Annotated in this window: 20 protein-coding genes; 4 read left to right on the top strand and 16 right to left on the bottom strand. The window is 41.2% G+C overall.

All coding sequences use genetic code 11. From position 1 onward, the window contains the following. Nucleotides 1–724 precede the first annotated feature (724 nt). From HOL16_02085 to HOL16_02160, 16 genes are all read right to left on the bottom strand, one after another. A complete protein-coding gene (locus HOL16_02085) occupies nucleotides 725–3403 on the bottom strand; it encodes a hypothetical protein (protein MBT5389483.1) in 2679 nt (892 codons plus the stop codon). Further along, nucleotides 3404–4768, bottom strand: coding sequence for a conjugal transfer protein TraH (locus HOL16_02090; GenBank protein ID MBT5389484.1), 1365 nt, complete (start codon nucleotides 4766–4768; stop codon nucleotides 3404–3406). Beyond that, nucleotides 4765–5499: a type-F conjugative transfer system pilin assembly protein TraF gene (gene traF / locus HOL16_02095; GenBank protein MBT5389485.1), complete on the bottom strand. Its 735-nt coding sequence runs from the start codon at nucleotides 5497–5499 to the stop codon at nucleotides 4765–4767. The genes HOL16_02090 and traF overlap by 4 nt, the downstream gene beginning before the upstream one ends. Beyond that, entirely contained in the window at nucleotides 5496–7058 is a 1563-nt protein-coding gene (locus HOL16_02100; GenBank protein MBT5389486.1) for a conjugal transfer protein TraN, read from the bottom strand. The genes traF and HOL16_02100 overlap by 4 nt, the downstream gene beginning before the upstream one ends. Further along, entirely contained in the window at nucleotides 7055–7462 is a 408-nt protein-coding gene (gene trbC, locus HOL16_02105; GenBank protein MBT5389487.1) for a type-F conjugative transfer system pilin assembly protein TrbC, read from the bottom strand. The genes HOL16_02100 and trbC overlap by 4 nt, the downstream gene beginning before the upstream one ends. Next, a complete protein-coding gene (locus HOL16_02110; protein ID MBT5389488.1) occupies nucleotides 7447–8412 on the bottom strand; it encodes a TraU family protein in 966 nt (321 codons plus the stop codon). The genes trbC and HOL16_02110 overlap by 16 nt, the downstream gene beginning before the upstream one ends. After that, nucleotides 8405–9001, bottom strand: coding sequence for a type-F conjugative transfer system protein TraW (traW, locus tag HOL16_02115; protein MBT5389489.1), 597 nt, complete (start codon nucleotides 8999–9001; stop codon nucleotides 8405–8407). The genes HOL16_02110 and traW overlap by 8 nt, the downstream gene beginning before the upstream one ends. After that, nucleotides 8998–9465: a signal peptidase I gene (gene lepB, locus HOL16_02120; protein MBT5389490.1), complete on the bottom strand. Its 468-nt coding sequence runs from the start codon at nucleotides 9463–9465 to the stop codon at nucleotides 8998–9000. The genes traW and lepB overlap by 4 nt, the downstream gene beginning before the upstream one ends. Continuing rightward, the gene (gene traC, locus HOL16_02125; protein ID MBT5389491.1) at nucleotides 9462–11912 is read right to left on the bottom strand and encodes a type IV secretion system protein TraC; all 2451 of its coding nucleotides are present in this window, start codon (nucleotides 11910–11912) and stop codon (nucleotides 9462–9464) included. Before traC ends, lepB begins: the two co-directional genes overlap by 4 nt. 253 nt (nucleotides 11913–12165) lie before the next feature. Next, nucleotides 12166–13317, bottom strand: coding sequence for a hypothetical protein (locus tag HOL16_02130; GenBank protein MBT5389492.1), 1152 nt, complete (start codon nucleotides 13315–13317; stop codon nucleotides 12166–12168). Next, nucleotides 13314–14012, bottom strand: coding sequence for a hypothetical protein (locus HOL16_02135; protein MBT5389493.1), 699 nt, complete (start codon nucleotides 14010–14012; stop codon nucleotides 13314–13316). The genes HOL16_02130 and HOL16_02135 overlap by 4 nt, the downstream gene beginning before the upstream one ends. Nucleotide 14013: 1 nt before the next feature. After that, entirely contained in the window at nucleotides 14014–14568 is a 555-nt protein-coding gene (gene traE, locus HOL16_02140) for a type IV conjugative transfer system protein TraE (protein MBT5389494.1), read from the bottom strand. Then, nucleotides 14565–14855 (bottom strand): type IV conjugative transfer system protein TraL, encoded by a 291-nt coding sequence (gene traL, locus HOL16_02145; protein ID MBT5389495.1) that lies wholly within the window; start codon nucleotides 14853–14855, stop codon nucleotides 14565–14567. The genes traE and traL overlap by 4 nt, the downstream gene beginning before the upstream one ends. Next, nucleotides 14856–15383 carry a hypothetical protein gene (locus HOL16_02150; protein MBT5389496.1) on the bottom strand — a complete coding sequence of 176 codons (528 nt, stop codon included), beginning with the start codon at nucleotides 15381–15383 and terminating at the stop codon, nucleotides 14856–14858. A gap of 190 nt (nucleotides 15384–15573) precedes the next feature. After that, nucleotides 15574–16773 carry a hypothetical protein gene (locus tag HOL16_02155; protein MBT5389497.1) on the bottom strand — a complete coding sequence of 400 codons (1200 nt, stop codon included), beginning with the start codon at nucleotides 16771–16773 and terminating at the stop codon, nucleotides 15574–15576. A gap of 12 nt (nucleotides 16774–16785) precedes the next feature. Continuing rightward, nucleotides 16786–16977, bottom strand: coding sequence for a DNA-binding protein (locus HOL16_02160; protein MBT5389498.1), 192 nt, complete (start codon nucleotides 16975–16977; stop codon nucleotides 16786–16788). Nucleotides 16978–17595: 618 nt separating this feature from the next. Here HOL16_02160 and HOL16_02165 point away from each other — a divergent pair. Genes HOL16_02165 through HOL16_02180 form a run of 4 tightly spaced genes read left to right on the top strand, consistent with a single transcriptional unit; the run spans nucleotide 17596 to nucleotide 20691 of the window. Then, a complete protein-coding gene (locus HOL16_02165; protein ID MBT5389499.1) occupies nucleotides 17596–18759 on the top strand; it encodes a site-specific integrase in 1164 nt (387 codons plus the stop codon). Nucleotides 18760–18794: 35 nt separating this feature from the next. Continuing rightward, nucleotides 18795–19589, top strand: coding sequence for a hypothetical protein (locus HOL16_02170; GenBank protein ID MBT5389500.1), 795 nt, complete (start codon nucleotides 18795–18797; stop codon nucleotides 19587–19589). Further along, nucleotides 19586–20416 carry a nucleotidyl transferase AbiEii/AbiGii toxin family protein gene (locus HOL16_02175; protein ID MBT5389501.1) on the top strand — a complete coding sequence of 277 codons (831 nt, stop codon included), beginning with the start codon at nucleotides 19586–19588 and terminating at the stop codon, nucleotides 20414–20416. The genes HOL16_02170 and HOL16_02175 overlap by 4 nt, the downstream gene beginning before the upstream one ends. Continuing rightward, entirely contained in the window at nucleotides 20413–20691 is a 279-nt protein-coding gene (locus tag HOL16_02180; GenBank protein MBT5389502.1) for a hypothetical protein, read from the top strand. The genes HOL16_02175 and HOL16_02180 overlap by 4 nt, the downstream gene beginning before the upstream one ends. Nucleotides 20692–21427: the final 736 nt, after the last annotated feature.

Consider the following 21427-nt stretch of genomic DNA (forward strand, 5'->3'; position numbering starts at 1 on the left):
CGCTTTGGGTCAATTATTGCTGATTTAAAAATTTAACACCTAAAAAAACTCGCGCTCGATCGAAAAAACTGCGTCCCCTTGAACTTGAAGGAGAAATGTAACTTCCTATCGCGGATTTTGGGTCTATTCCCCCACATTGTTTTTAACTGCCAAAACCTGTAGTATCTGAGCGAGGAGTTTAGATATGCATCGCCCATTTTTAATTCGAAAATCCATTGTACTAGTATCGGTGAGTTTGGCGGTAGTAGTCGGTTTGTTTTATGAAAACTTAGGTTTTTTTTCCTATTTTTACTTGGCAGTTTTACTGGATTACGTATGTCACTACATTTTGGGGGTGAAACCCTCTCAGTTCGTAATCCGTGCGCAATTGAAGAAACACCAACACGTAACACCGAGGCAGTTAGATCGATACTTTGACACACGAAGGAACATAAGAGGTTGCTCCTTGATCCTTGCTGGAGTTGCAGCAGCTTATGCACAAATCTCCGGTACCTATGCACTCGAAGTGTTTTGTCTGAGTTATGTGATAGCCACCTTCGTGGGTATTTTGTGTGTATGTTTTTTCTTGAAATTAAAACGTCCAAAATTATTCCGAAGAGATGATCGGTATTATGCACCTCATAGAAGAATGCCTGGACGAATAAGTGCAGCTGAATTTTCTTTATCAACAACCGATAGAGGACCAATGGGAGTATTTGAATCATAAAGTTGTTGCAGGGAAGTATCATGGTTTTTCATCCTTTCTTATCCCGGATTGTTTCTCGAGAATTTCTTTTTGCTCAATAAGCTGGTCTTCCATAAATGATAACTGTTCCTTAACGTCACTGCGAGGTTTGGAATTTAATTTGAAGGTATCCCCAAATCCTTGTTCGGAAGCTTTTGCTGCAACATCATGCAGAAAGTCTTCCTTATGAGAAATCCCTTCTTTCGATTGACTATAGGTCGCCTCAATATCGCTGTTTGTGGTGAGCAGGCCCTGAGAATCAAAATAGCTCTGCATTTTGCTTTCCAAAAAGCGTTGTTGGTACTGATGATCAAGATTTGGCCGAGAAGACAGAATCGTCTCTGCCTCGTGAATTCCCATGTGCCCTTCCGAGTTTGGTAGAGGCTGCTCTTGTAGCCAATTGACGTATTCCTGGCTTAAATTCGCATTAATACTTCCTGCATTTTGTTTTGTAAAAGCAGCCATTTTTGAGAACGCTTCAGACTTTTGGAAGCTTGCGCTTGCTTCCTCTCTGTATTGCTCTGATTTATCATAGGAGGCATTGAGGGAAGAGACGTATTTTTGTCCTTTGTCACTAAGCTCCGAATACCGCATATCGTGGGCAGCTTGTTGGCCTTGATTCAAAGCTTCTTGAAAGTTTTGTTGTTTTGAGTAGTCTTGAGCTGCAGAAAACATTTCTCGGTCAATTTTTGACCCCCACACCTGACCAGTTAATTCGCTAGACGTCGTTGCACTGGCTCCTGTCCCAAATACTTCAAAACCAACCCCTGCACTTACTGAAGCAGAGACTCTACCTAGAAGCTGCTGGGCTTGCTCTTTGGAAACACTATGATCCTTTGCAAAACGATCCACGAGCCCATCTAATGTAGTAAAGGCTTGATTTTGACTCGCTGTTTCACCTGTATAGTAACTTTCACTTTCAGAGGATTGATGTGCTTGATGCGTACTTAAATCGAGAAGTTGTCGATTATGATCGGCTTTTGCATGAGTTGCAGCAACGAGGCTGTTTTCAGCTGCCTGTCGGGCTTCGGAGGATTGCTCTGTATAGCTATTACTTAAGCTTTCAGACAGATTAATTCCTGTTCTTAAATTTGAGCTCGATACATTGATGAGATGGCTCCCTTCTGCGGTTGTTGTCCGGCTTTTCATCCCATCATTTTGGGTAAAAGAGCCTGATGCGTGAGAAGGTGAAAGGTTTTGTTGCCCGAATGTTGAATTGTTTGCTTGAACTGTTCCTTGTGAGACATTTCCAAAACTGTAGTTGCCACTCATAAGATCTTCTGCAGCTCTTCCTGCAGCACTCACAGCAGGACTTGCGAGATGGCTTGCAAGATGCACAAAGCTTGCAGCCCCTCCTCGTACAAGGGCGTACGCAAGAGATCCAACCGCAACAGACATAAATCCTGCTTGTGCCGCCATATCTGCATGAAGATTCATAAATCCGACAGAGTTTGCAAGAGTAATCCCTCCTGCATCGCCTAAAATGCCAATCCCTTTAGATCGGACCGATATATTCATGATAAAGTTCAAGACTGCATAGAGAGGAGGCCAAAGTTGGATCCACATCACAAGGCCAACCCATCTAGAGATAAATTTCCATCCAATGGGCAAAAGTGCCATAGGAAGCATAAAAATGAAGGCTGCATAAATAAGGGCTTCCATAACGTTTTTCATAGCAATGAGTTTTTGTGCTGCAATTTGTCCCAGAGTTTCTTGTGTTTCTCGCTGTTGAAGATATGCGCGCCTTACAGCAAAGTTTGGGGCGTTTCCAAGGGATGTGGATTTTTGTTCTGTGGCATCCACAAGGGAGTAAATCATCATTTGTTGCATCATGAGCTCTTCGGCGGACTTTGCCATTTTCGTCATATAGTTGAAGGAAACGGGCAAGTATTGCTTTAAAAGTTGTCCATTAAGTGTGGGTGTCTGAGAGGCGTTTCCAAAAATTTTTCTCTCAAATAATTGGAACGCATTCGTATTTTCTGTTTTGAGGAGATCATCGAGTAATGCGGCACCCTTTTGGCACGTTAAAATTTGAGCGCTCGCGCCTTTGCCGGGAGCTTTAAAGAGAAAAGACCGTGCCGGTGAGGGGTTTTCTGTCACAAGCCGCCATATGTCAGGGCTGTTTTTAAGAGTATCCCACGTGTATTTTTTGCCGAGAAGAGCATCGTAGACGACACATTGGTTCATAAAGGATCGCATGGTGTCACTGAGTTCAGTATTGGTAATATGGAATGTTCGTGCATCACTTATTAAGTTTGATGCAAGCACACTGCCCGTTTTGTGATACTTGAGGTCATCGGGAATTGAGAAGGTTTTCTCAATTTCTTTTGTAGCCACATCTCCTATTTGGCTGATAATACCTGCCACCATCCCAAGTCCTGCAGGAACATTGTCGACCGTAAAACGGGAGCTTGTTACAGGGTCATGAATATGAACTTTGCATGTCGGGGCAAAAAATAGAGTTAGGGCGAGATAAAAAGGAATCATCCAGTTGTTTAAAAACTTTGCACGATCTCCGTAAATTATACTAGCCGTTGCCCACGTAAGGCCGATAAGAAGCGCGAAACGCACAAGAGGTGTGTAGAGAGAGCCAGTTTTTGAATTAATAAGAGCTGAGATTGCATTGAAAGTGGTAGCTAGAATCTCGCCTGCACCATAAGTGACAACTGTAAAGTCCATTTAAATTCCTTCCTCACTTAAAGCTCCTACTTGAGACATGATATTTTTCTCAAGAAGTTCTGTTTTTCGAACAATGCTTATGATTTTTTCTATCTCTTGGAAACTTCCTGTACGTCGATCAATAATGCGTTTTCTTGCCTCATTTAGAGATTTTTGGAATCGGTTGAGTTGCACATCATCTACCTGCACAAGCCTTATGTGGTCGGTACTTTCATTAATGACGTCTATAATCTCACTTAAATATTGGAAGATGATGTCAATGGCTCCAAGTTCCGCATAGTCCATAATATCAACAGGTGATGCACCTCTTCTATACGCAGTTGAGACATTAATGATTTTGTAAAACGGCAAACGTGTTGAATTTAGGAACGCAATTTCAGGAAGTGAGAGAGCTTCATCCTCATAAATTTTGTTTTGAATGCTGAGGAGTATTTTTCTAACTTTTTCAAGGAGAGACTCATCATGTTCGATGCTCATAACTCGTTCACGAAGATCCAAGCATTTATCCGCATCAACGCAGGTATAGACTCTTACTTCTCCTCCATGGAGAAGTGCTGATAAAAAAGAGTCTTTATCAGCAAGGGAGACTTTCGTTTGAAGGGTATGATTTTTAGAGATAATTGTGCCAGAAACCGACATAAAGAACTCAGCAAGTTTTTTATCGGATTGCAGGAAGGCGTTTTCCTGGATGGCTTTCCAAGCAAGATTAAAATCGACTCCAAGCATACTTTTAAAACGGGGATCTTCGCTTGCAGATCCAATAACACTGTCTCTTTTTCCGGAAGCACCACATCCTTGGCGTGCGGCCGCATAGTCAGAAAAACCACCATATTTTCCTTCCGTCCCAATCATCTTGCAGAGGTGACCCTGTGCTTCATTTGATTTTGGCCACACGGAACCGAGTGTGGTCGCAGCAATCTCGCAGGAATTGATATTGGATTGGTTTATTTTTTGAACGAGATCATTGAGCTCAGTCATGATATTTTTGACCTGTGGAGACATGGTCTCAATGGCAAGGAGTAGGGCATAACTTGCCATGTTTGATCCAATGGATTTTAAGGCCTCTAGAAGGCGTTCTGAGCTAAGATGAGAGAAAGCTCCCATAAACATATCAATCCCTCCACAGCCAGCTTTATAATCAGGGAGTTGAATGGTGCCGAGCTGAGAGGTATGGATTTGATTGCGCAGAAAGAGATTTCCACCTGTATAGTATCCTGCCGTTTGATCTTCGTAAGCGCCAGCACGGGAAATGTTAGAAGAACTACCCAGTTTGTTAAAGAAATTTGAGAGATCTCCAGTAACATCAGCGGAAGACGATGAGCTTATGAGCGTACTGAAAAGAAGAAGGAGGAGAAATTTTCTCATAGAGATTCCTTTAGGATAAGAAGGCGAATACGTTCCTCTATTTGGTCTTGCGTTCCGATATTTAATGGATAGATTTTGTTGGTTTTTGGCTCGATGGCGAGGAGTGTCGGAGTGTGTTTAATTTGTAGGGCTTTCAAAATACCGTATTTTTTACGGGGATTTTTAAATTCAGGCAGAGGCAAGCCATCTACTGATATTGCAATCACAGACCAACCGTATTTTTTGGAGAATACTTTCACAATTGGGGCAAATTTCTGGGCATAGGGGCACGTGCCTTTAAAGATAAAAAAGAGGCCGTGTGTTTTGGAAAGAGCATGAATCTGTAATTCTAGTTTTTTCTGCTCTTCTTCGAGGTATACGTGACGCCCTACCTGGGACGTTGGATGTTTTAGGGAATAATCGAGGTGAGGTGTTGTAAAGAGCACTTGGAGCCAAGTTTCTGAAAACTTGCTGGCGCGCTCGAGAAGCACACGTTGTATTTCCATGTAAGATTTGACGTTCTCAAAGGTTGGGTTTATAACAGCCGTTGCCTTCAGATTTTCCAATCTTTCTTGAAACGCCTTCAAAAGATGAACAGAACTGTCTTTAACTTTCTTCATTCTCCTTTGAGGTTTAGTATCTGGTGTTTTATGTTCGTACCAGTGCCATCCTTCTGCCTTGAGGTTATAAAAAGAGGCGTGTAGATCCAGTGCTGAGCACGAAAATAAAGTGACTAGGAATAAAAACCTCATTGTGTGGCCTGTTTTTTAAAGCCGCGTGTTATTTGTTCTACTCTTGTTGATAGGTTCCTTCGAACTACCTCTGAAGATTTTAGGTTAGGTGTTACAAAATCCCTATACAGTTCACTTAAATTAATTTTATCAAAATTTATTCGAGAGAGTTCTTCGGGTTTAAACCCTCGGCAATCAGGGTGCTCTGAGTCACCCCAGGTAAATCCAATTTGAGGACGGCCTTGTTCGTGCAGCAGGCGAGCAAGCTTTGTTGGAAAACAGCAATGGCCTTTCTTCTTTTTGATACATCCAACAACAGGGATTTTTTCGGCGCAATAGGTGCCGATCTCTACACAGAGTCCTTTGTCCTTTCTTTGAGCAAGATCCAGTTCTTCACCATCACATCCAGAAAGATTAAGGGATATTCCCCAACCTTTGCCATTGGTGCAGCAGTTTTTAAAGCCACCAAACGCAATTGTACATTTCTTTGATTGTCCCTTAAAAATATCTATAGAGTCTGCATTGGATGGGAAATTCGAGGCACGAATATCATTCTGGATTTCTTTAAGAGATGCGAGTTTTGTAATGGCTTCATCCATATCTCTATTAGGGATGATCTCTGGAATTTGTGGTGGGGAAGGGAGTTTAATGTGAGGATTTTTAATCTCTTCAATTTTTGCATTTTTAGGACATTTGTACGTTTGTTCCCAAACAAGGCAGGTATTTTCAACAGTTTTAATGCACTTTGACTTTATCTGATTACAGCCGCTCTTACGCAAAGGATGACAGTTGTTTTTGGAGGGATATGAGCAGCTATAGTAAAAATCATATCGCCAGCAGTCTCTCGCAATGGGACGTGAAGCAGGTTTGTTCTCAGGTCCTAATGTTCCTACTATATCCCGTGTCTCTGGACCTTCTGGACATTCTTTTCGAACAAGTTTGCAGATAACTGATTGCTCATAATTTTCCAAAGTTTGACAGGTAGATGTCCAGGATTCGCCGATAATGCGGATCTTCTCAGGGGCGTACATGCGCGCAACGGGATAATACGTTTTAGCGCGACATTTTGGATCATCGGGACGATGGTTTCCTTTAGAACACCAGTAGTTTGAATATTTTGCAGGCTCTATATGAAACTCAGGTGGAAGAAGGGATTTGGAGCATTTATATTCCTGTGAGGATTTAGATTCTTCACAAGTTTTAATGTCAAATTCTGACGAGGGGAGGATGTTTTGAAGTGGTTCTAGCAGTGTGCGTTCCGGATTTATAACTGATTTATATGAATTTTTAGAAATAGGGTCGTACTCAGGATCTACAACAAAATACGGCCTATTCTCTGCTGTTTTTTTAAGATGGTTTGCTACCTCACTATTCTCAAAGGAATGTTGTGTTGCTGCTTCAATAGAATGATGCTCGTTTAAAGAAACCTCTTGAGGCATATCCGTTTTGTAATCAGGAAGTAGGTTCGGCGTATTAGATTTTATAGTCTCCACTGCATGCATTTGCAGTTTTGAGACATAATCATTCGCATAAGCGTTCCACGGGGATGTCAGAAAAACCAATAAAAGTGCAACAATCATGACCCTTCCTTTTTAAACTTTTGAAGAACGTAGTTGAAGGTAACGTTGCCTGAGAGAGATTTAAATTCTTCAGAAGAATTTTCTCTTAAAACAAAAGTGGGAACGGATTTAACTTGAAACTTTTCAAAAAGAGTTGGGTCGATGAGAGCTTCTATTCTAAGTTTTTGAAGTTTTAGAGCTGTTGCTTTAAAGGAGTTTTTATAAAGTCCACGTAAGACAAGATCCCCTTCATTTTTTTGTGCTTCTCTAAAGAGGTTTTTGAGTATTTCACCCGACATCGTAAAGGAGACAAAAATAAGGAGCTTGGGCGTTCTTTCTGTTGAAATGCTTTTTGTAACGTCTTGCATCGAAGGATCTGGATAAATAGAGGCTAAAAAGGCGCTCAAAACTAGAGAAGGCAACAATTTCGTTTCCTCCAAATTAGATAGCCAAAATCTTCCCCTTGGTAGGGGTGGGTTTTTCCTGATGACCACAAGAGATCGCTTCGTCCAAGCGGATGACAGGAATTGCTTGGAGCGGGATATGTCATTTGGGTTTTGTACTGTGATTTCCGAATGATCGGCATGGGGTATTTGCCGCATAGGCCTTGCGTGCCGATATACCCCATAAGGAGCCCTTCTCGGTGCAATTTGGCCATAAAACGTTGAATCGCAAGCAAACTTGCTTGTATCCCGCCACTGTGGGCTGGAATGCTTCCAGTAAAGGGATACATAGATCCTTGGCAACCAGCACACCAAAAAAGAGCATCAACACCAAACCCAGCTGATGCAGCAACACAATCTGCTGCACAAGCTGCTTGTGCTATTGAATTTCCAAAAAGACCTGCCTCTGGGTTGATGATAAAACTTGTTTCGTCATCACCCCACAAAGGATCAAGTTCTGTGAGATAGGCAACATCTACTTCTGCCTTCTCTAGACAAATAAAATCCGTCAGGAGCTCTAACCAATAAATCATAGGATAAATGTACCAATGCACATGGTAGAAACTCTGTTGCATGTGACCCTTAATAGAGTGGCCAACAGTTCCGTGTCCTTGGATAGTGTTGGCAGGCCCCATGGTAATACCTCCGAGACTTACCATGCAATAAGGAGTACGTGTTACATCTACGAGTCGAACCGGTTCCCAAAAGGATATGGGAATTCCGATTCTTGGAGGATCTTTACAGTAACAGATAGGGGTTCTTGGGTTAGATGTGTCTTCGCCTTGAGAAACAGGCATTCCTGCAATAGTTATAGGGAATATACAGCTCCAACAAACGTCTGTTATTGGATTGATCATTCTACCAACACAGTTACAAAGCCCCTCTCCTGACGTGAATATTAAAGATAATATGATGAAGAGGGCTCTAATCATGAGAATTCTCTCCGCACTCTGAAGGGGGAATTTCTATAATTTTGAGTTTCAAACCTTCTTGTGTGACGATTGAGGGAACATGCTTGATAGCGAGTTTTTTTGTAAGTGTTCCAAACTGATCAAAATAAACAGGACAATCCTTCATGAGCTTAAAAGGATTGCCTGACAAAAGAATGATTTTGGATTTTTGCCTTCTGGCCCACTTCACCTGCTTTGCATCTTCACCATCGATAAAAACAAGTGGTTGCTTCAATGAGATGTATTTGAGAGGGTTAAGTTTTGTGCCTTTCTTATGCATAAGAGTCCCTCTATGGTCTCTGATATCACTCGAAACTGTTATGCTGGGATCGTAGAAAAACTCTCGTTTTTTTGTTGCTTTTGTCATTCCTGAAACTGGCCTTAAATGAAGGACTCGTTTTTCAAGTTCCTCAGCATGGATTTTGAGCGTTCCCTCTTTCTCAAGGTTTTTTAATTTTTGCAACATATCTTTGAGAAGATCACGTTCTTCAATCTCAAAGATCGCACCATGTACGCCGTAGTCCTGAGCTTGAGCGGGAGAACATAAAAGGAAAATAAAGAGAAGGATCATACTCGACTCCTTCTCAATAGGCCAAAACACTTTCCTTGTAGATGTTCCTGCTTAACAAGCCCAAACTCTTCATACCTGGAGTCAAAGGAATCAGGATGGTTTGTGCCCACAAAAACATAGCCCTTGGGAATTTTGGATAGGGTGAGAGGTGTAAGCGGTTTCCCAAACTTCGTATGGGCTTTTTGCGCTCCAATGGGTTTTCCAGCTACAAAAGTTTTTCCATCATTGTTTTTGATTTCATCTCCTGGAAGTCCCAGTAAGTACTTCGTAAAATGCGTGTTTAGAAAATATTTGGTATTATGATCTTCTATTCCAACTAGATCCCCCCTTTTTAAGGGCAAGTATTTAATGCAGAAGAAAACATTGCTTCCAAGGCTTTCGCTACAATTGAAGCTGATGTAAGTGCAGGTGATCAGAACAAATAAAAAGCAAGAGCTTGTTCCTGCAAAGAAAAGATATTTCATTCCTTTCTCCTAGAAACTTTCTCAATAGCATCAGTGAGACTCATACCTTGCTTGGTAAAAGTCTCAACAGCAGCAAACTCTTGCGGGTTTGTTGAGTAAAGTATAAGTGAGAAAGGATCCAGAAAAAGCCGTCCCACGGCATAACCATGGGGTCCATAAATCATGATTTCAGCGTATTCACCTTGTTTGGTTTTAACTGAGTGAAGCAAGGTCTCCATATGAGGATCCATAGAAATGCGTCCCGACTCTTTAAGACTTTTTATAGACTCTGCCTTTTGAGAAAGAAGGCACATCCAATCAGAATTCTCAAAGGCAGCTTGGGCGGCAGGGGAGGCATAAAAGTCATTTACGGATTGAGTGCCAACAACAAGAGAGCCACGATATTTACGGAGCCGTCGAGCAGCCGTTTCAATAAAGAGCCCCGATTGTTTGCCGCGCAGCATATCCCAGGCCTCATCAAGAACAACGTTCGTGGGAGTTTTTCTGTCGCCCAAGTAAAGCTTGTTCGTAATCTGAAGAATTACCATCTGCACAATGACTTCTTGCAGATCTTTGCGTTCTTTCAATTCTTCTAGCTCAATCACAACCATATTGGATGAGAGATCGACCGTTGATGGTCCGTTAAAGAAGCGGCCGTAAACACCTTCCTTCGTATACGGAAAAAGCTTTTGTCCGAGGCTTCTAGCAAGAGGATCAGAGTGGTTTGAGAGGTAATCGGCAACATCTGAAATGCAGGCATCTTGCTTTTTACAGCCCCAGGCATTTTTTAAAGCTTGCTCAATGAATGAATACTCGAGATCTCCTGTGCCCTCGCGGGGAGCTGCCATAAGAGAAATAATAGGCTTGAGCATGGCAAGAGAGTCTTCACTCTCTGTACCTACAGGGATCGTTGAGAAGGGATTAATACAAATATCTGATGTTGGAGTGAACTCTATATAGGTTCCTTTAAGCAGTTTAACCGTTTTCTCAAAGCTTCTCCCCACATCGAGCACAAACACTTGTCCACCTTGTCCTAAAGTACTTGTGACAAGCTCTTGCATAAAAACCGACTTGCCTGATCCTGATTTCCCGACGACTGAGACGTTATAATTCCCTTCGGTGTTATCAAAAGGTGACCACGTAAAGAGCTGACCTCTTCGTCCCGTCAGAAGCAGGCCCGGAGACTTAGTGCCTTTCCATTCTCCTTGAAGAGGGAGTAGATTTGAAGATTCCGTACTAATCGTTGTTTTGAGCTTTTGAAAAAAATACAAATCCTTATAAAATCCCCGTCCCCAGTTCATGGGAAGTGTGGAGAGAAAATTAGGAAGCTGGATATAGTTATCAAGCTGAAGTTGCCATCTTTTAGATCTGTAAAGATTGAGCAAAATCTGCTCTGCCTCGAGCATTTGATTCTTGTTACAGAAAAGAGTGACAAAAAAACTTGTCTGCACAAACCGTTCTCCAGCTTGCTTTCTGACAAAATCCAGTTCCCGAGATTGCTTCACAAGGATGGGAATCCGTTTGCCGATTTTAGAGCGTGCTTGTTTTTCTACCCAAGCTTCTCTGCTTTGAACTCGTGTTCTTGTTTTTCCTTGGTCACAAATATGAACACCATAGTGAATCATAAAGGGGCAGGGGATTTGAAGAAGATCTCGCATGGGATCACCAATAAGCTCTGCCATCGCATGAAGTGACCACTCTTCAGGACTTTGCCTGACAGAATAGGTTCGGATCTGAGATTTTCCTCCGTTCACCGCAAGGGCATTTTTTAGGATTTGTATGCTGGATGATGGAATCTGGAGATCTAAGCTGTCGTGCGGATTCCACTTAAGATTGGGGGACTCCACGTTTTCGCTAAAATTAATGATGCCATCAAGTGTGTTCAAAAGGTCATCTGCATCCCAAGTTTTTATGGGAAGTCCCAATGTTTTTAAGGCAGACATGACTTGTTCTTGTAGACGTAGGAGTTTTTCGCGTTTGGCTGGGTTTTCAAAGAGCCCTTTTTCTGAATAGGCAATAAGACATCTGAAGTTTCTTACAGGGCTTCCTATAGCACCCCGGAGATGCTCGCATCTTTTCTGACTCAGAGTATTATAGATCCCTCCACTTTTCTGTCGGGGTTTATGCCAAGTGTCCAGAATGCCGCCAATCTTTGGATCTGCCCAAAGAATAAACTGGATGTTGGATCCTTCAGGCAAGGTATGCTGGAAAAGGCCGCTGAGCTCTCGCTGCATTTCTTCGGTACACCCAACCATTGGATGCGTCTCTAGAACAAACCCGGCACTTTCCTCATTATAAAAAATGCCGTTCTCATAGCTTCTGTAAGGAAGAAGCGAACTTAGAGGGAATTGCTCCAAGTACGTTCTCATCATGCGAATGGATGGCGAGAGGTCTCCTACGCCAAAGTCCGTGGGCTCTTTGAGGTATAGTGCAAGTTTATGGCCGATTTTTGACAATCTCTCAATCATCATACGCCCTCTCTGATATAAAACGCGGCTGGGGGAGCTGACGTTTCGTTAAGCCAGATTTCTGTTGCGTCATTTTGGTGAGAGTCTTGACTAGAGCCCAGATCTTTTCTAATTGGTAGTTCTTGTCGTTCCACCATAGTATTTACCGTACTTAAACTTTGACAACTTACTCCTATCCCGGGCTCACAATCAAATTTCTCGGCGTATGTACTACAGCCGGATGCGATTAGAGGTAATAACAGATAGCAATATCTCATAGGTTTCCTCCTTCTGGGAGCCAGGATTTATTGTCTGGCGTATGCTGCAGCTTCTCTATGGCACGTTTTCGAGATTCCTCTCTTATTTTGCTGAGCGTCTTTTTAACTGATGTCTCTCCAAACTGCGTGCCCTCTGTAAATACGATATCCACCTCTCTCCCTGCGGCAACTTGCAATACAGGTTGCAGTTGTTCTGCGCGCTTAATGAAGAATTCTGCGTACTTTTCAAGAGCGTTAGAAGTTCCAGAAGTTGCCCCTGCGGACAATAACTGGTGTCCTTTCAGTGAGTGCGCTTCCGTTAAAGAAAATGCAGGTTGTTGCTGGGCAGTGAAAAATTGCCCCATACCACTAAAAAAGCCACCTATCAGGCTATTTCTTATAACGGCCCCGGCGCGATCTGCCACAACACCTCTAATGCCCGTTCGGCCGTCTTCACCAAGGACATATCCGGCAACTTGTGTTTCCATAATCTCTCCTGTGAGTTTCTCCGTGCAGGTGAGTTTCTCAAGGCGCATGTAGACTCGCTCAGAAGATAAATCCCCATATGACGAGGCAAGCACATGACATGCCTTCAAATCGGATTTGAATTTTCGAGGGAGATTTCCGTGATCCATGATTCTTAAAAGCACAGGACGCGGATCAGATTGGGCAGCAATGGAGGTTGATGCATCTACACCACCCAGAAGAACGGCCTTTGCAAAGGTTCCTGCCGGCACGGTGTTCTCAACTGTTTTTTTGCTATCACTTGTTTTTAAATTGAGGGTTAATTTCCGTATGCCTTTTGGAGGTTTCTTGGGTTCAGACTGAATTGAAGGATGAGGAACAGTTGCGGGAAGATGATTCAACTGTTCCTCGAGATCTCTCACTTTATGGTGTGATGCGAGAGATTCTTTTGCATGCTCCGTCAAGAGCACTTCAAGGGTTTGTAATTTACTTGAGAGGTCTTTGTTTTTCGTCTCCATTCGTTCAACCCAAATCTCTTGTGGGCTTAGTCGTAGTCCGGCTGTTGCTATATCTACTTGCTTGGGAGAGACGGTTTTTACAGGTGTTTCATCATCAACTGACCACAGGAGTAAAACAACAGCGCAAAGTCCCAGTACGCCTAAGAGGGCTGCCAAGTATAGTTGCTTCTTTTGAATGGCATTCATGACGTTCTCCTCGGAGAATCCTTACTCGGAGAGTTCCTCCTCAATGAGTATTTGTGCGATAAAATGTAGAGGGAGGTGGTTTCAAGAGGGCGAAGACGATTTTTTGCAAGAGACAAAGCAATGTCCCCTTTTTGGGATAAATTACTTGGGTTAATACTTACATATCGCTTCGATATGTTTTGAAGGTCAAAAATTCGTGCAAAATATAGGTCATTCTCATATTGTGCGGTAAGGGTAAGAGAGACGGATCTGGAAGATTTACGTTCTGTATGGAGGTCACTTTTTTTAAAGCCCTCAACATGTTTTTCTCTCATCAAAGATTTTAAAATCTCAAAAGGGGACAGTTCCTGTTTTGGAGGTGTAAAGAGAATGCTTTGGGATCCAATATTTTTTGGCACAATTCTGAGATCATGGGTGCTGCCGGACTCTGTGATAATTGTGAGGGTAAAGGGTGAGTCTTCGTCTAGAAGCTTTAGAAAAATTTGACCACTCTCTTCTTCGCTTGATATATCAAAAGTACCATCTGTTCCAAAAGCATGAAGTATTCTGTCTCCTTGAGTTGTTATGCGGTTCTGCTCACTCTTTGAGAGAGTGACTTTTGTCTCACCGTTATGCGTTAGAGGGTAGGTTTGAAGAGCAGAAGCTGTACTTCCCCAAAACTCCAGCAAAAATACAATCAGATATCGTTTGCGCATTTCATTCTCCCTTCAAAAGTTTAAAAGATTCGATTAACAGGCGACCAAGCTTGTAAGAAAATTGAAACTCGTAAGTATCTCTTGATTGAGACACACGTTTCTCTCCCACAAATTGCGCAAGGTCACCTGTGACAATGGCTGTCAGTTTATCGGGATGCACTGTAACGGAATTAGCGTGGAATGCTGTTGTGACATGCTCTTTCTTTAGTCTCTCTTCTCCTTCAAGGAGTTGTGACTTTAACGTTCCGTATGAGGAGGAAGAGGTATTGCGTAAAATGATTTCACGCTTGAAGGGGGCACTTTCTGGACTCATCTCCAGGAGGAGGTCTGCAAAGAAGAGGGTCATTTCTTCGAGATAAGTTCGTGAGACACGATTTTTCTCAAACCAATATTCTCGCCTTACCTCAGGGGGCACTACAACAATTCTTTCATTCTTGGTAAGGGTGCTTATGCTCTGGATGAAATTCAGGAGAAGAAGGCTTAAGGAAAAGCTTAGGAGCAAATTCCTCTGCCCTACTAAATCCTTTAGTCGTCCGTTGAAAAATAAGAGTTTCATCCCATGTACTCCCGAATATAAGAAGGTGGGGTATTGGAAAGTTTTTGATTTTTTGGAAGATACCAGTAAAGAGCATGTCTGAGAGTACCTAAACCCACCTTCTTTTTGAGATGCTTTAGGCCTACAAATCCTACTCCGGCAGAAAGAAGGCCGAGTGTTGGTTCTTCTACACCGAGCCCGAAGAATATGGGAGCAATAATGATGGCAGCTTCATCCACCGTCCATTTAAAAATACGGAGAGGATCATCCAGGTGTTGCAAGATGACATGTTGATCGTAATCTACCATTTAAATCACCTGCGAAAATGTTTTTAAAATCCAGTCCTTCATAAAGAAAGCAAAGACACCGGCAAGGATGCCAGAGATAAACATCCAGGCATTTTGCTTCACGGCGCCTGCAATGGCAGTCACACCACATACCCCAAGGAGGCCGAGTCGCATATACCCACCTGTGAAGAGTTGCTCCATTTTGCCGATTTCTTCCTTGAAAAGATCTCCTGTATGAGCCCAGGCATCCCATGGAAAAAGGACAGAGATGAGTGTGATAAGACACAACCCACTTAATACACTTCTATTCATGAGTTTTCTTGCTTCTAAATGGTCGGGATGACCTTGGGCAAAAAGCCCAAGGTCAAGGGACTTCGCGTCACCCTGAGAGATAATGAGGCTAAAAACTCCCAGGTTTTTACCGGCTTGTTTGACGCGTGTACCGGTAAAACTTTTTCTGCCGGCAACGACAGGAGATTTTGGAAGGGAACGTAAAAGGCTGATGATGTTTGATTTTCGATCAAAGTTTGTGTTTAACTGATACTGCATGCAATGGTCCTTTCGCGAATGATGGGTTGTTGTCGTGTGACACTTTGTGTGTGAGGCACTTGGGTTATAGGCTTGATCTCCTCCCAGGTGTCTCTTTTCTATGTTTTTTCTCCTTAAACAATTAAGAATTTCTGATTTTTCAACTCTATGTCTCTGTTCTCTCAAGCTCCTTTTGTGAAGAAAAGGTTTTTCAATTTGCCTTAGTATTTGGCTCTCCCACGTGAATATCAATGTTTGTCATTTCAGGAAGTTCCTCTTTAAGGGCTCTTTCGAAGTCTCGATAGTAATGGGTTACAATGTAGTCTTTGATGAAAGCGTTTTTTACAGACACAGAAATCGAGTCTGGACTGAGAGATTTTAGGGACATATCCTTAAACCAAGATAGAAAAACGGCTTGGCCAAGATTTTGTGCTAAGAGTTTACAAACCTCAAACCAAGACGCTGGATAGTAGTAATCTTCACAATGCTTAATTAATTCTTTCTCAAACTTAGACCAGGGTTTTTCTTTGAAATTCCTCACTTGGGGCTTATCGTAAATTTTGCCCTCTAAGACTTTCTGTGCATTCTCGTGCTTTAAAGCCCAGTCGAGTGTTACTTGAAATCCACTGGGGCTCTCACCCATCAAAAAGCGACAGTCTTTGATTCGAGAGCAATAGGATCGCCATTTTGCAGGATTGTTGTTAAAAACATCGCTGAAAAATCTCTGAAGTTTACCAATCCGATCTTTCGTAAACCGTATGGTTTGCGCTTCTCCCTTGAGTTGAGATTGAACTTGTTGGTTCCAGATTTCGATCATATTTTTGTAAAAATACTCCTCCTTCATTCCTTCCTTCTGGTCAATTTTGACACTTTGAGGAGGAGTATGAGGAGGAGTTAAGATATTCTGTGTAGTATCTGTATCTATATATGAACTGGCCAATTTGGACAGTTGATCATACCAATTTTGACACTCTAAAGGACTTTTTTGTCCATATGGCACGGCCAAATTGTCCACATGTGAGGCACTTTTGACCACACGTTGTTTTTTTGTATTTGAAGTATCTGTAGTGTCCTCATGAGATTGTTTCAAAGTTTTTATCGAATCATAGTTGATCGTGTAATATTTTGCATTTTTGAGTGATCTTGAAACGAAACTACGAAGAAAGTTTTTTTCCTCTAACCGATTGATAATACGACGGATGGTTCTTATTTGCCAAAAAGGAAATTGTTGTTGCCACTGGTCATAAGTGTTGTACACCCAGTGGCATCCTTCAAAAACATTTTTGTTGAGTTTAGGATTTAACCAATAATGAATTTGTTGCAAGACGATAGCATCCTTTACCCCAATTTGACGTGCCAAAGTAGGGAAAACAATCAAACAATTTTCGTTGCTGAAGTTAAGTGAGTTCATTTGTTTTCTTCCTTAATTAGAAATTGTATTTTTACGAAGTTGCAGGTCTTCAAAAGCGACTATGTCGTCAATTCGGTATAGGATTCTTCCGCCGATTTTTAGATACTTGGGACCTCGGCCATTCCATCTCCACTGACTGAGAGTTGAAGATTTTACGCACCATCTTCTTGAAAGATCGTGACTTGTTATGAGATTAGATTGCATTTTTAAGCCTCCTGTAGGTTTTTAGCATTCCAACTTCTATGCAAATCTATAAATATCTATGGAAATCTATAGAGATCTATATAAGTATATAAAAGTATAAATATTTAATAATTTTTATTTTAAACAATAAAAGAAGATTAAGTTTGTTATGTCAAGTATAAATATTTATATGCCAACATCGAACTTATCGATGAAGATCCTCTTGAGGGATCAAAAAATTGAGATTCTCTGGGCAGAAGTTATGCGGTAGGCAAATTTTCTGTCCTGCACATATTTATGCAGGAAATTTTGATCTTCTATTGCGGTGAAGGTTGCTCATATAAACGAAGCGAAATTTCTCAATTTGCTCCCCATATGCTCCCCTTTTTATTTTTCTCTTTTTGGGAATCTTCTGTATCCCTTACTCCCCCTGGTGGGCGCTACAGGATTCGAACCTGTGACCCTCTGATTAAAAGTCTTAGATTTAATGTTTCTTTGAGATATTTCTAAATCTATAAAAGTATTTTTTTGTTTAATTTTCGCCATTTTTATGTATCTCCTGTTCTTTTTAGTATTGTCTTTTTCTTTCTATGTTGCTACCTATATGCTACCTAAAACAAAAACTAAGAGACACTGATTATGCAAAAACTGACTAAAAAAATTGTTGAGTCAATTCAGCCAAAAGAAAGGGATCATATTCTTTGGGATTCTGAAATCAGTGGCTTTATGTGTAAGGTAACACCTGCGGGAAAGAAAAGTTATTTCCTTTATTATCGTACGCATGACAGAAGGCAACGTAGGCCTAAAATTGGAGATCATGGGGTGGTAACTTGTGAACAGGCAAGAAACATTGCTCAAAGATGGATCTTGGAGGTGACTCAAGGGAAGGATCCTTCAGCTGAGAAGAAAGATTTGCGCTTGGTGCCAACTCTTAAAGAACTTGCAGATCAGTACATGAAAGAGCATGCGTCACGTAAAAGGCTATCGAGTCGTAAAGAAGATTACCGATTATGGAAACAGCATATCCTTCCAACATTGGGGACTTTAAAAGCATCCTCCTTAGACAGAAGTGATATAGCCAAGCTTCATCATTCATTTCAACATCTTCCAACAACAGGCAATCGTGTGCTCAGTCTTTTATCAAAGGCGTTTAACTTGGCAGAGCTGTGGGGTTATAGACCAAATCATTCCAATCCTTGCCTTCACATCAAAAAGTATACGGAGCAAAAGAGAGAAAGGTTTCTAAGCCAAAAAGAAATTGAACGCTTGATGAAAATTTTAGAAGAAGAAAAAGGAAATGATCCTTGGGCTGTTTCTGCAATCCAGTTGTTACTCATTACAGGGTGTCGCTTAAATGAAATCCTTACGCTCAAATGGGAGGAAGTGGATGTTGACAATCAATATCTTCGACTTCGAGATAGTAAAACAGGAAAGAAACTCATTTACCTCTCTACAGCAGCCTTAGACCTCCTAAAAAATATTCCTAAAAAAGAGGAAAATCCTTTTGTTATTTGTGGAGGGAAGGCAGGGGCTCATCTTATAAATTTGCAAAAACCCTGGAGACGTATTCGGGCCAAGGCAGAATTAGAGGATGTTCGTCTTCATGATTTGCGTCATACCTTTGCGTCTATTGCTGCGAGTAAAGGTTTGTCTCTTCCTATCATAGGGGCTCTGCTTGGGCACAAGCAAACACAAACGACGGCTCGCTATGCTCACCTTATTGGCCAACCCCTTTTGGAGGCAAGTGAGAAAATTGGCAAAAAAATTATGGAGAGAAAGAAGTCGAGCGACTTAACTTTATGATTTCAAATTATGTCAGAATACGGTATGATTCAATCATGAAAAGACATTTACGTTTGATTGATTATATAGAAAACTTGCAAAAACAAGGACGATATCTCTTTCTCAAGAAAGAAGCCAGTCTGGCTCTTAGCATATCAGAAAATGCCTTGCAAAACAGCATTACTCGTCTTTCTAAGAAAGGAAAAGTTGCTCATCTAAAAAAGGGCCTTTATCAAATTATTCCTGTAGAATATAAAATTGCAGGCTCTTTACCTCCAGAGTGGTTTATTCATGATCTGATGGCTCTTTTGGGCATTCCCTATTACATTGGATTACTTTCAGCTGCAGCCTTTTATGGATCGACACATCAAGCCGCTCAAATTTTTCAGGCTGTATGTCAAAAGAAAATTCCAGACTTAAATATAGGGGGCCTTAAGATTTGTTTTTACGCAAGCAAAGATTTTTCAGTCATTCCTACTCAAGATATGAAAACGCAAGCAGGATATGTAAGAATATCAACCCCAGAAGGCACGGCTTTTGATTTAATACGTTATCTTCATCAATCAGGACATCTCAACCATGTGGCAACGCTTTTAAACGAATTAGAAGAAAAGATAAATGCCAAAAAACTCGCTTTCGTTGGACAGAAGTTATCTCTTCGCTATAGCCAACGTCTTGGCTACTTATTCGATATTTTAGGTCATGAATCTTTGACAGATCCATTACATCAGTTTATCACCAAAAAAAAGCTGCGATACATTCCTTTGAGACCAGATAAACCTGCGAATAATGTCGAGAGGAACGCTAAATGGCATATCCTTATCAATGAGAGAGTAGAGCCTGATTTATGATACCTCAAAACTTTATTACAGAATGGAAAAATAAAGCCCCTTGGCAAGATAACGCGCAAGTTGAGCAAGATCTTATTTTATCACGGTCGATTGTTGAAATATTTTCCAACAAAATTTTAAGAGATAAACTTATTTTCAGAGGTGGCACAGCCTTACATAAACTGTATTCACCTGTTCAAGAGCGATATTCTGAAGATCTGGATTTTGTTCAAAAACATGCAGGGCCAATTGGAGGCATTTTAGAAGAGCTTCATGATGTTCTTGACCCATGGTTAGGAGCCCCTAAATGGAAGCAAACAAAAGGGCGTATAACTTTCTATTATCGTTATGAGTCTGAGGTTATTCCAGTACGAAACATGAAAGTAAAGATTGAGATTAACACGCGAGAACATTTTAAATACAGTGAGTTAGTGGAGATTCCCTTTGGAATTTCCAATCGATGGTTTGAAGGGGAAGCGTTGGTGGCGTCCTATAGCTTAGAGGAGCTATTAGGGACAAAAATGCGGGCTCTTTATCAGCGAAAAAAAGGCCGTGACTTGTTTGATTTGATGGTGATTTTGAAGAACTTTCCCGACTTAGATAGGCAAAAAATCGTAAATTGCTTTCTCTTTTATCTCGACAAAGAAGGCCTACAAATATCTAAAGCTGAATTTGAAAAAAATATGCATCAAAAACTAAGAGACAAACTATTCTTAGAAGATACAGCAGCCCTTCTCCAACCCAATCGAGATTATAACCACGAGGTATCATACAGCATTGTACATAAAAACTTGATTAGTTTATTGCCGGGCTTATCTTGGGTAAACAAAACACGGGAGATTAGATGAGTCACACAAATTGGAGAATAATTCGATTAAAGCTAGATGGAGACCCCGTCGATGGTATTGAGGTAGAAAAGCGCCGCTTGATTCTTTCTCATACAGGAGATTTGACAGTAGCCCTTATTTTTTTGGACAAGATCCTAGGCACTTGTTTTTTTATTCCCTCAAATTTCAACACTTTTTATTCAAGCTTGGTAAGATCACGTGAGAGGCATCACAGAAAAAGCACCAAAGCAAACAACTTTAGTGCCTATTACTTTTTAGACTGTTTAATATTATGATTTGGTAACTATATCATATTTGATCCTCTCTTTTGTTAATATCCTCGTAAAAACTAATCAAATTTTTTCCTCAGTGACAAGATAATTTTTGTACAGGGGACAATTTGGAGGTATTGAGAGTCATTAATTCCTAAACGAAAAACTCCTTCTTATAAAATTTAAAAGTTTTTTCCAAAGAGATTTTTTGCTCATGAGCAGCCTTGAAAGATCCATCTGTCCAAGGATTCCCAGTTTATAAAATCCTAAGTTGTCTATCTGCTTTATTTTCTTTCCCATGCACATCCAACCAGGGCAATCCTCTCCAATTAGATTGCATTCTCAGATTTATAGTACATCTTTGAATCCATGAAGTGGCACTTTAGCCCATGACATCCAGTTTCCAAAAGAAGGAAGTTATTTTGCAACACACTTTTTGAAGGATAAGATGGAGGGTAGCAGACTTCCGAAAGGGAATTAACAACTCACCTCAGTAGAAGAACCGGGTGCGAGCACCCGGTTCAAAGTATCAGGGAGGCTTTACGTCTGGGAGACGTAGGGCTTCTCAGCCCACCTTTAACTGCGAAATATCGTAAAGGCATTTGTAAACTAACAATATCAACCCAAAATCCGCGATAGGAAGTTACATTTCTCCTTCAAGTTCAAGGGGACGCAGTTTTTTCGATCGAGCGCGAGTTTTTTTAGGTGTTAAATTTTTAAATCAGCAATAATTGACCCAAAGCGCTAAAAGTTACTCTAA

It is taken from the genome of Alphaproteobacteria bacterium (assembly GCA_018662925.1).
GTDB lineage: Bacteria > Pseudomonadota > Alphaproteobacteria > 16-39-46 > JABJFC01 > JABJFC01.

What these genes read in the sequence shown, in the direction of transcription:
- HOL16_02085 (MBT5389483.1), bottom strand. Translation starts at nt 3,403, where the DNA reads ATGGACTTTACAGTTGTCACTTATGGTGCAGGCGAGATTCTAGCTACC.
- HOL16_02090 (MBT5389484.1), bottom strand. Translation starts at nt 4,768, where the DNA reads ATGAGAAAATTTCTCCTCCTTCTTCTTTTCAGTACGCTCATAAGCTCA.
- traF (MBT5389485.1), bottom strand. Translation starts at nt 5,499, where the DNA reads ATGAGGTTTTTATTCCTAGTCACTTTATTTTCGTGCTCAGCACTGGAT.
- HOL16_02100 (MBT5389486.1), bottom strand. Translation starts at nt 7,058, where the DNA reads ATGATTGTTGCACTTTTATTGGTTTTTCTGACATCCCCGTGGAACGCT.
- HOL16_02110 (MBT5389488.1), bottom strand. Translation starts at nt 8,412, where the DNA reads ATGATTAGAGCCCTCTTCATCATATTATCTTTAATATTCACGTCAGGA.
- traW (MBT5389489.1), bottom strand. Translation starts at nt 9,001, where the DNA reads ATGATCCTTCTCTTTATTTTCCTTTTATGTTCTCCCGCTCAAGCTCAG.
- lepB (MBT5389490.1), bottom strand. Translation starts at nt 9,465, where the DNA reads ATGAAATATCTTTTCTTTGCAGGAACAAGCTCTTGCTTTTTATTTGTT.
- traC (MBT5389491.1), bottom strand. Translation starts at nt 11,912, where the DNA reads ATGATTGAGAGATTGTCAAAAATCGGCCATAAACTTGCACTATACCTC.
- HOL16_02130 (MBT5389492.1), bottom strand. Translation starts at nt 13,317, where the DNA reads ATGAATGCCATTCAAAAGAAGCAACTATACTTGGCAGCCCTCTTAGGC.
- HOL16_02135 (MBT5389493.1), bottom strand. Translation starts at nt 14,012, where the DNA reads ATGCGCAAACGATATCTGATTGTATTTTTGCTGGAGTTTTGGGGAAGT.
- traE (MBT5389494.1), bottom strand. Translation starts at nt 14,568, where the DNA reads ATGAAACTCTTATTTTTCAACGGACGACTAAAGGATTTAGTAGGGCAG.
- traL (MBT5389495.1), bottom strand. Translation starts at nt 14,855, where the DNA reads ATGGTAGATTACGATCAACATGTCATCTTGCAACACCTGGATGATCCT.
- HOL16_02150 (MBT5389496.1), bottom strand. Translation starts at nt 15,383, where the DNA reads ATGCAGTATCAGTTAAACACAAACTTTGATCGAAAATCAAACATCATC.
- HOL16_02155 (MBT5389497.1), bottom strand. Translation starts at nt 16,773, where the DNA reads ATGAACTCACTTAACTTCAGCAACGAAAATTGTTTGATTGTTTTCCCT.
- HOL16_02160 (MBT5389498.1), bottom strand. Translation starts at nt 16,977, where the DNA reads ATGCAATCTAATCTCATAACAAGTCACGATCTTTCAAGAAGATGGTGC.
- HOL16_02165 (MBT5389499.1), top strand. Translation starts at nt 17,596, where the DNA reads ATGCAAAAACTGACTAAAAAAATTGTTGAGTCAATTCAGCCAAAAGAA.
- HOL16_02170 (MBT5389500.1), top strand. Translation starts at nt 18,795, where the DNA reads ATGAAAAGACATTTACGTTTGATTGATTATATAGAAAACTTGCAAAAA.
- HOL16_02175 (MBT5389501.1), top strand. Translation starts at nt 19,586, where the DNA reads ATGATACCTCAAAACTTTATTACAGAATGGAAAAATAAAGCCCCTTGG.
- HOL16_02180 (MBT5389502.1), top strand. Translation starts at nt 20,413, where the DNA reads ATGAGTCACACAAATTGGAGAATAATTCGATTAAAGCTAGATGGAGAC.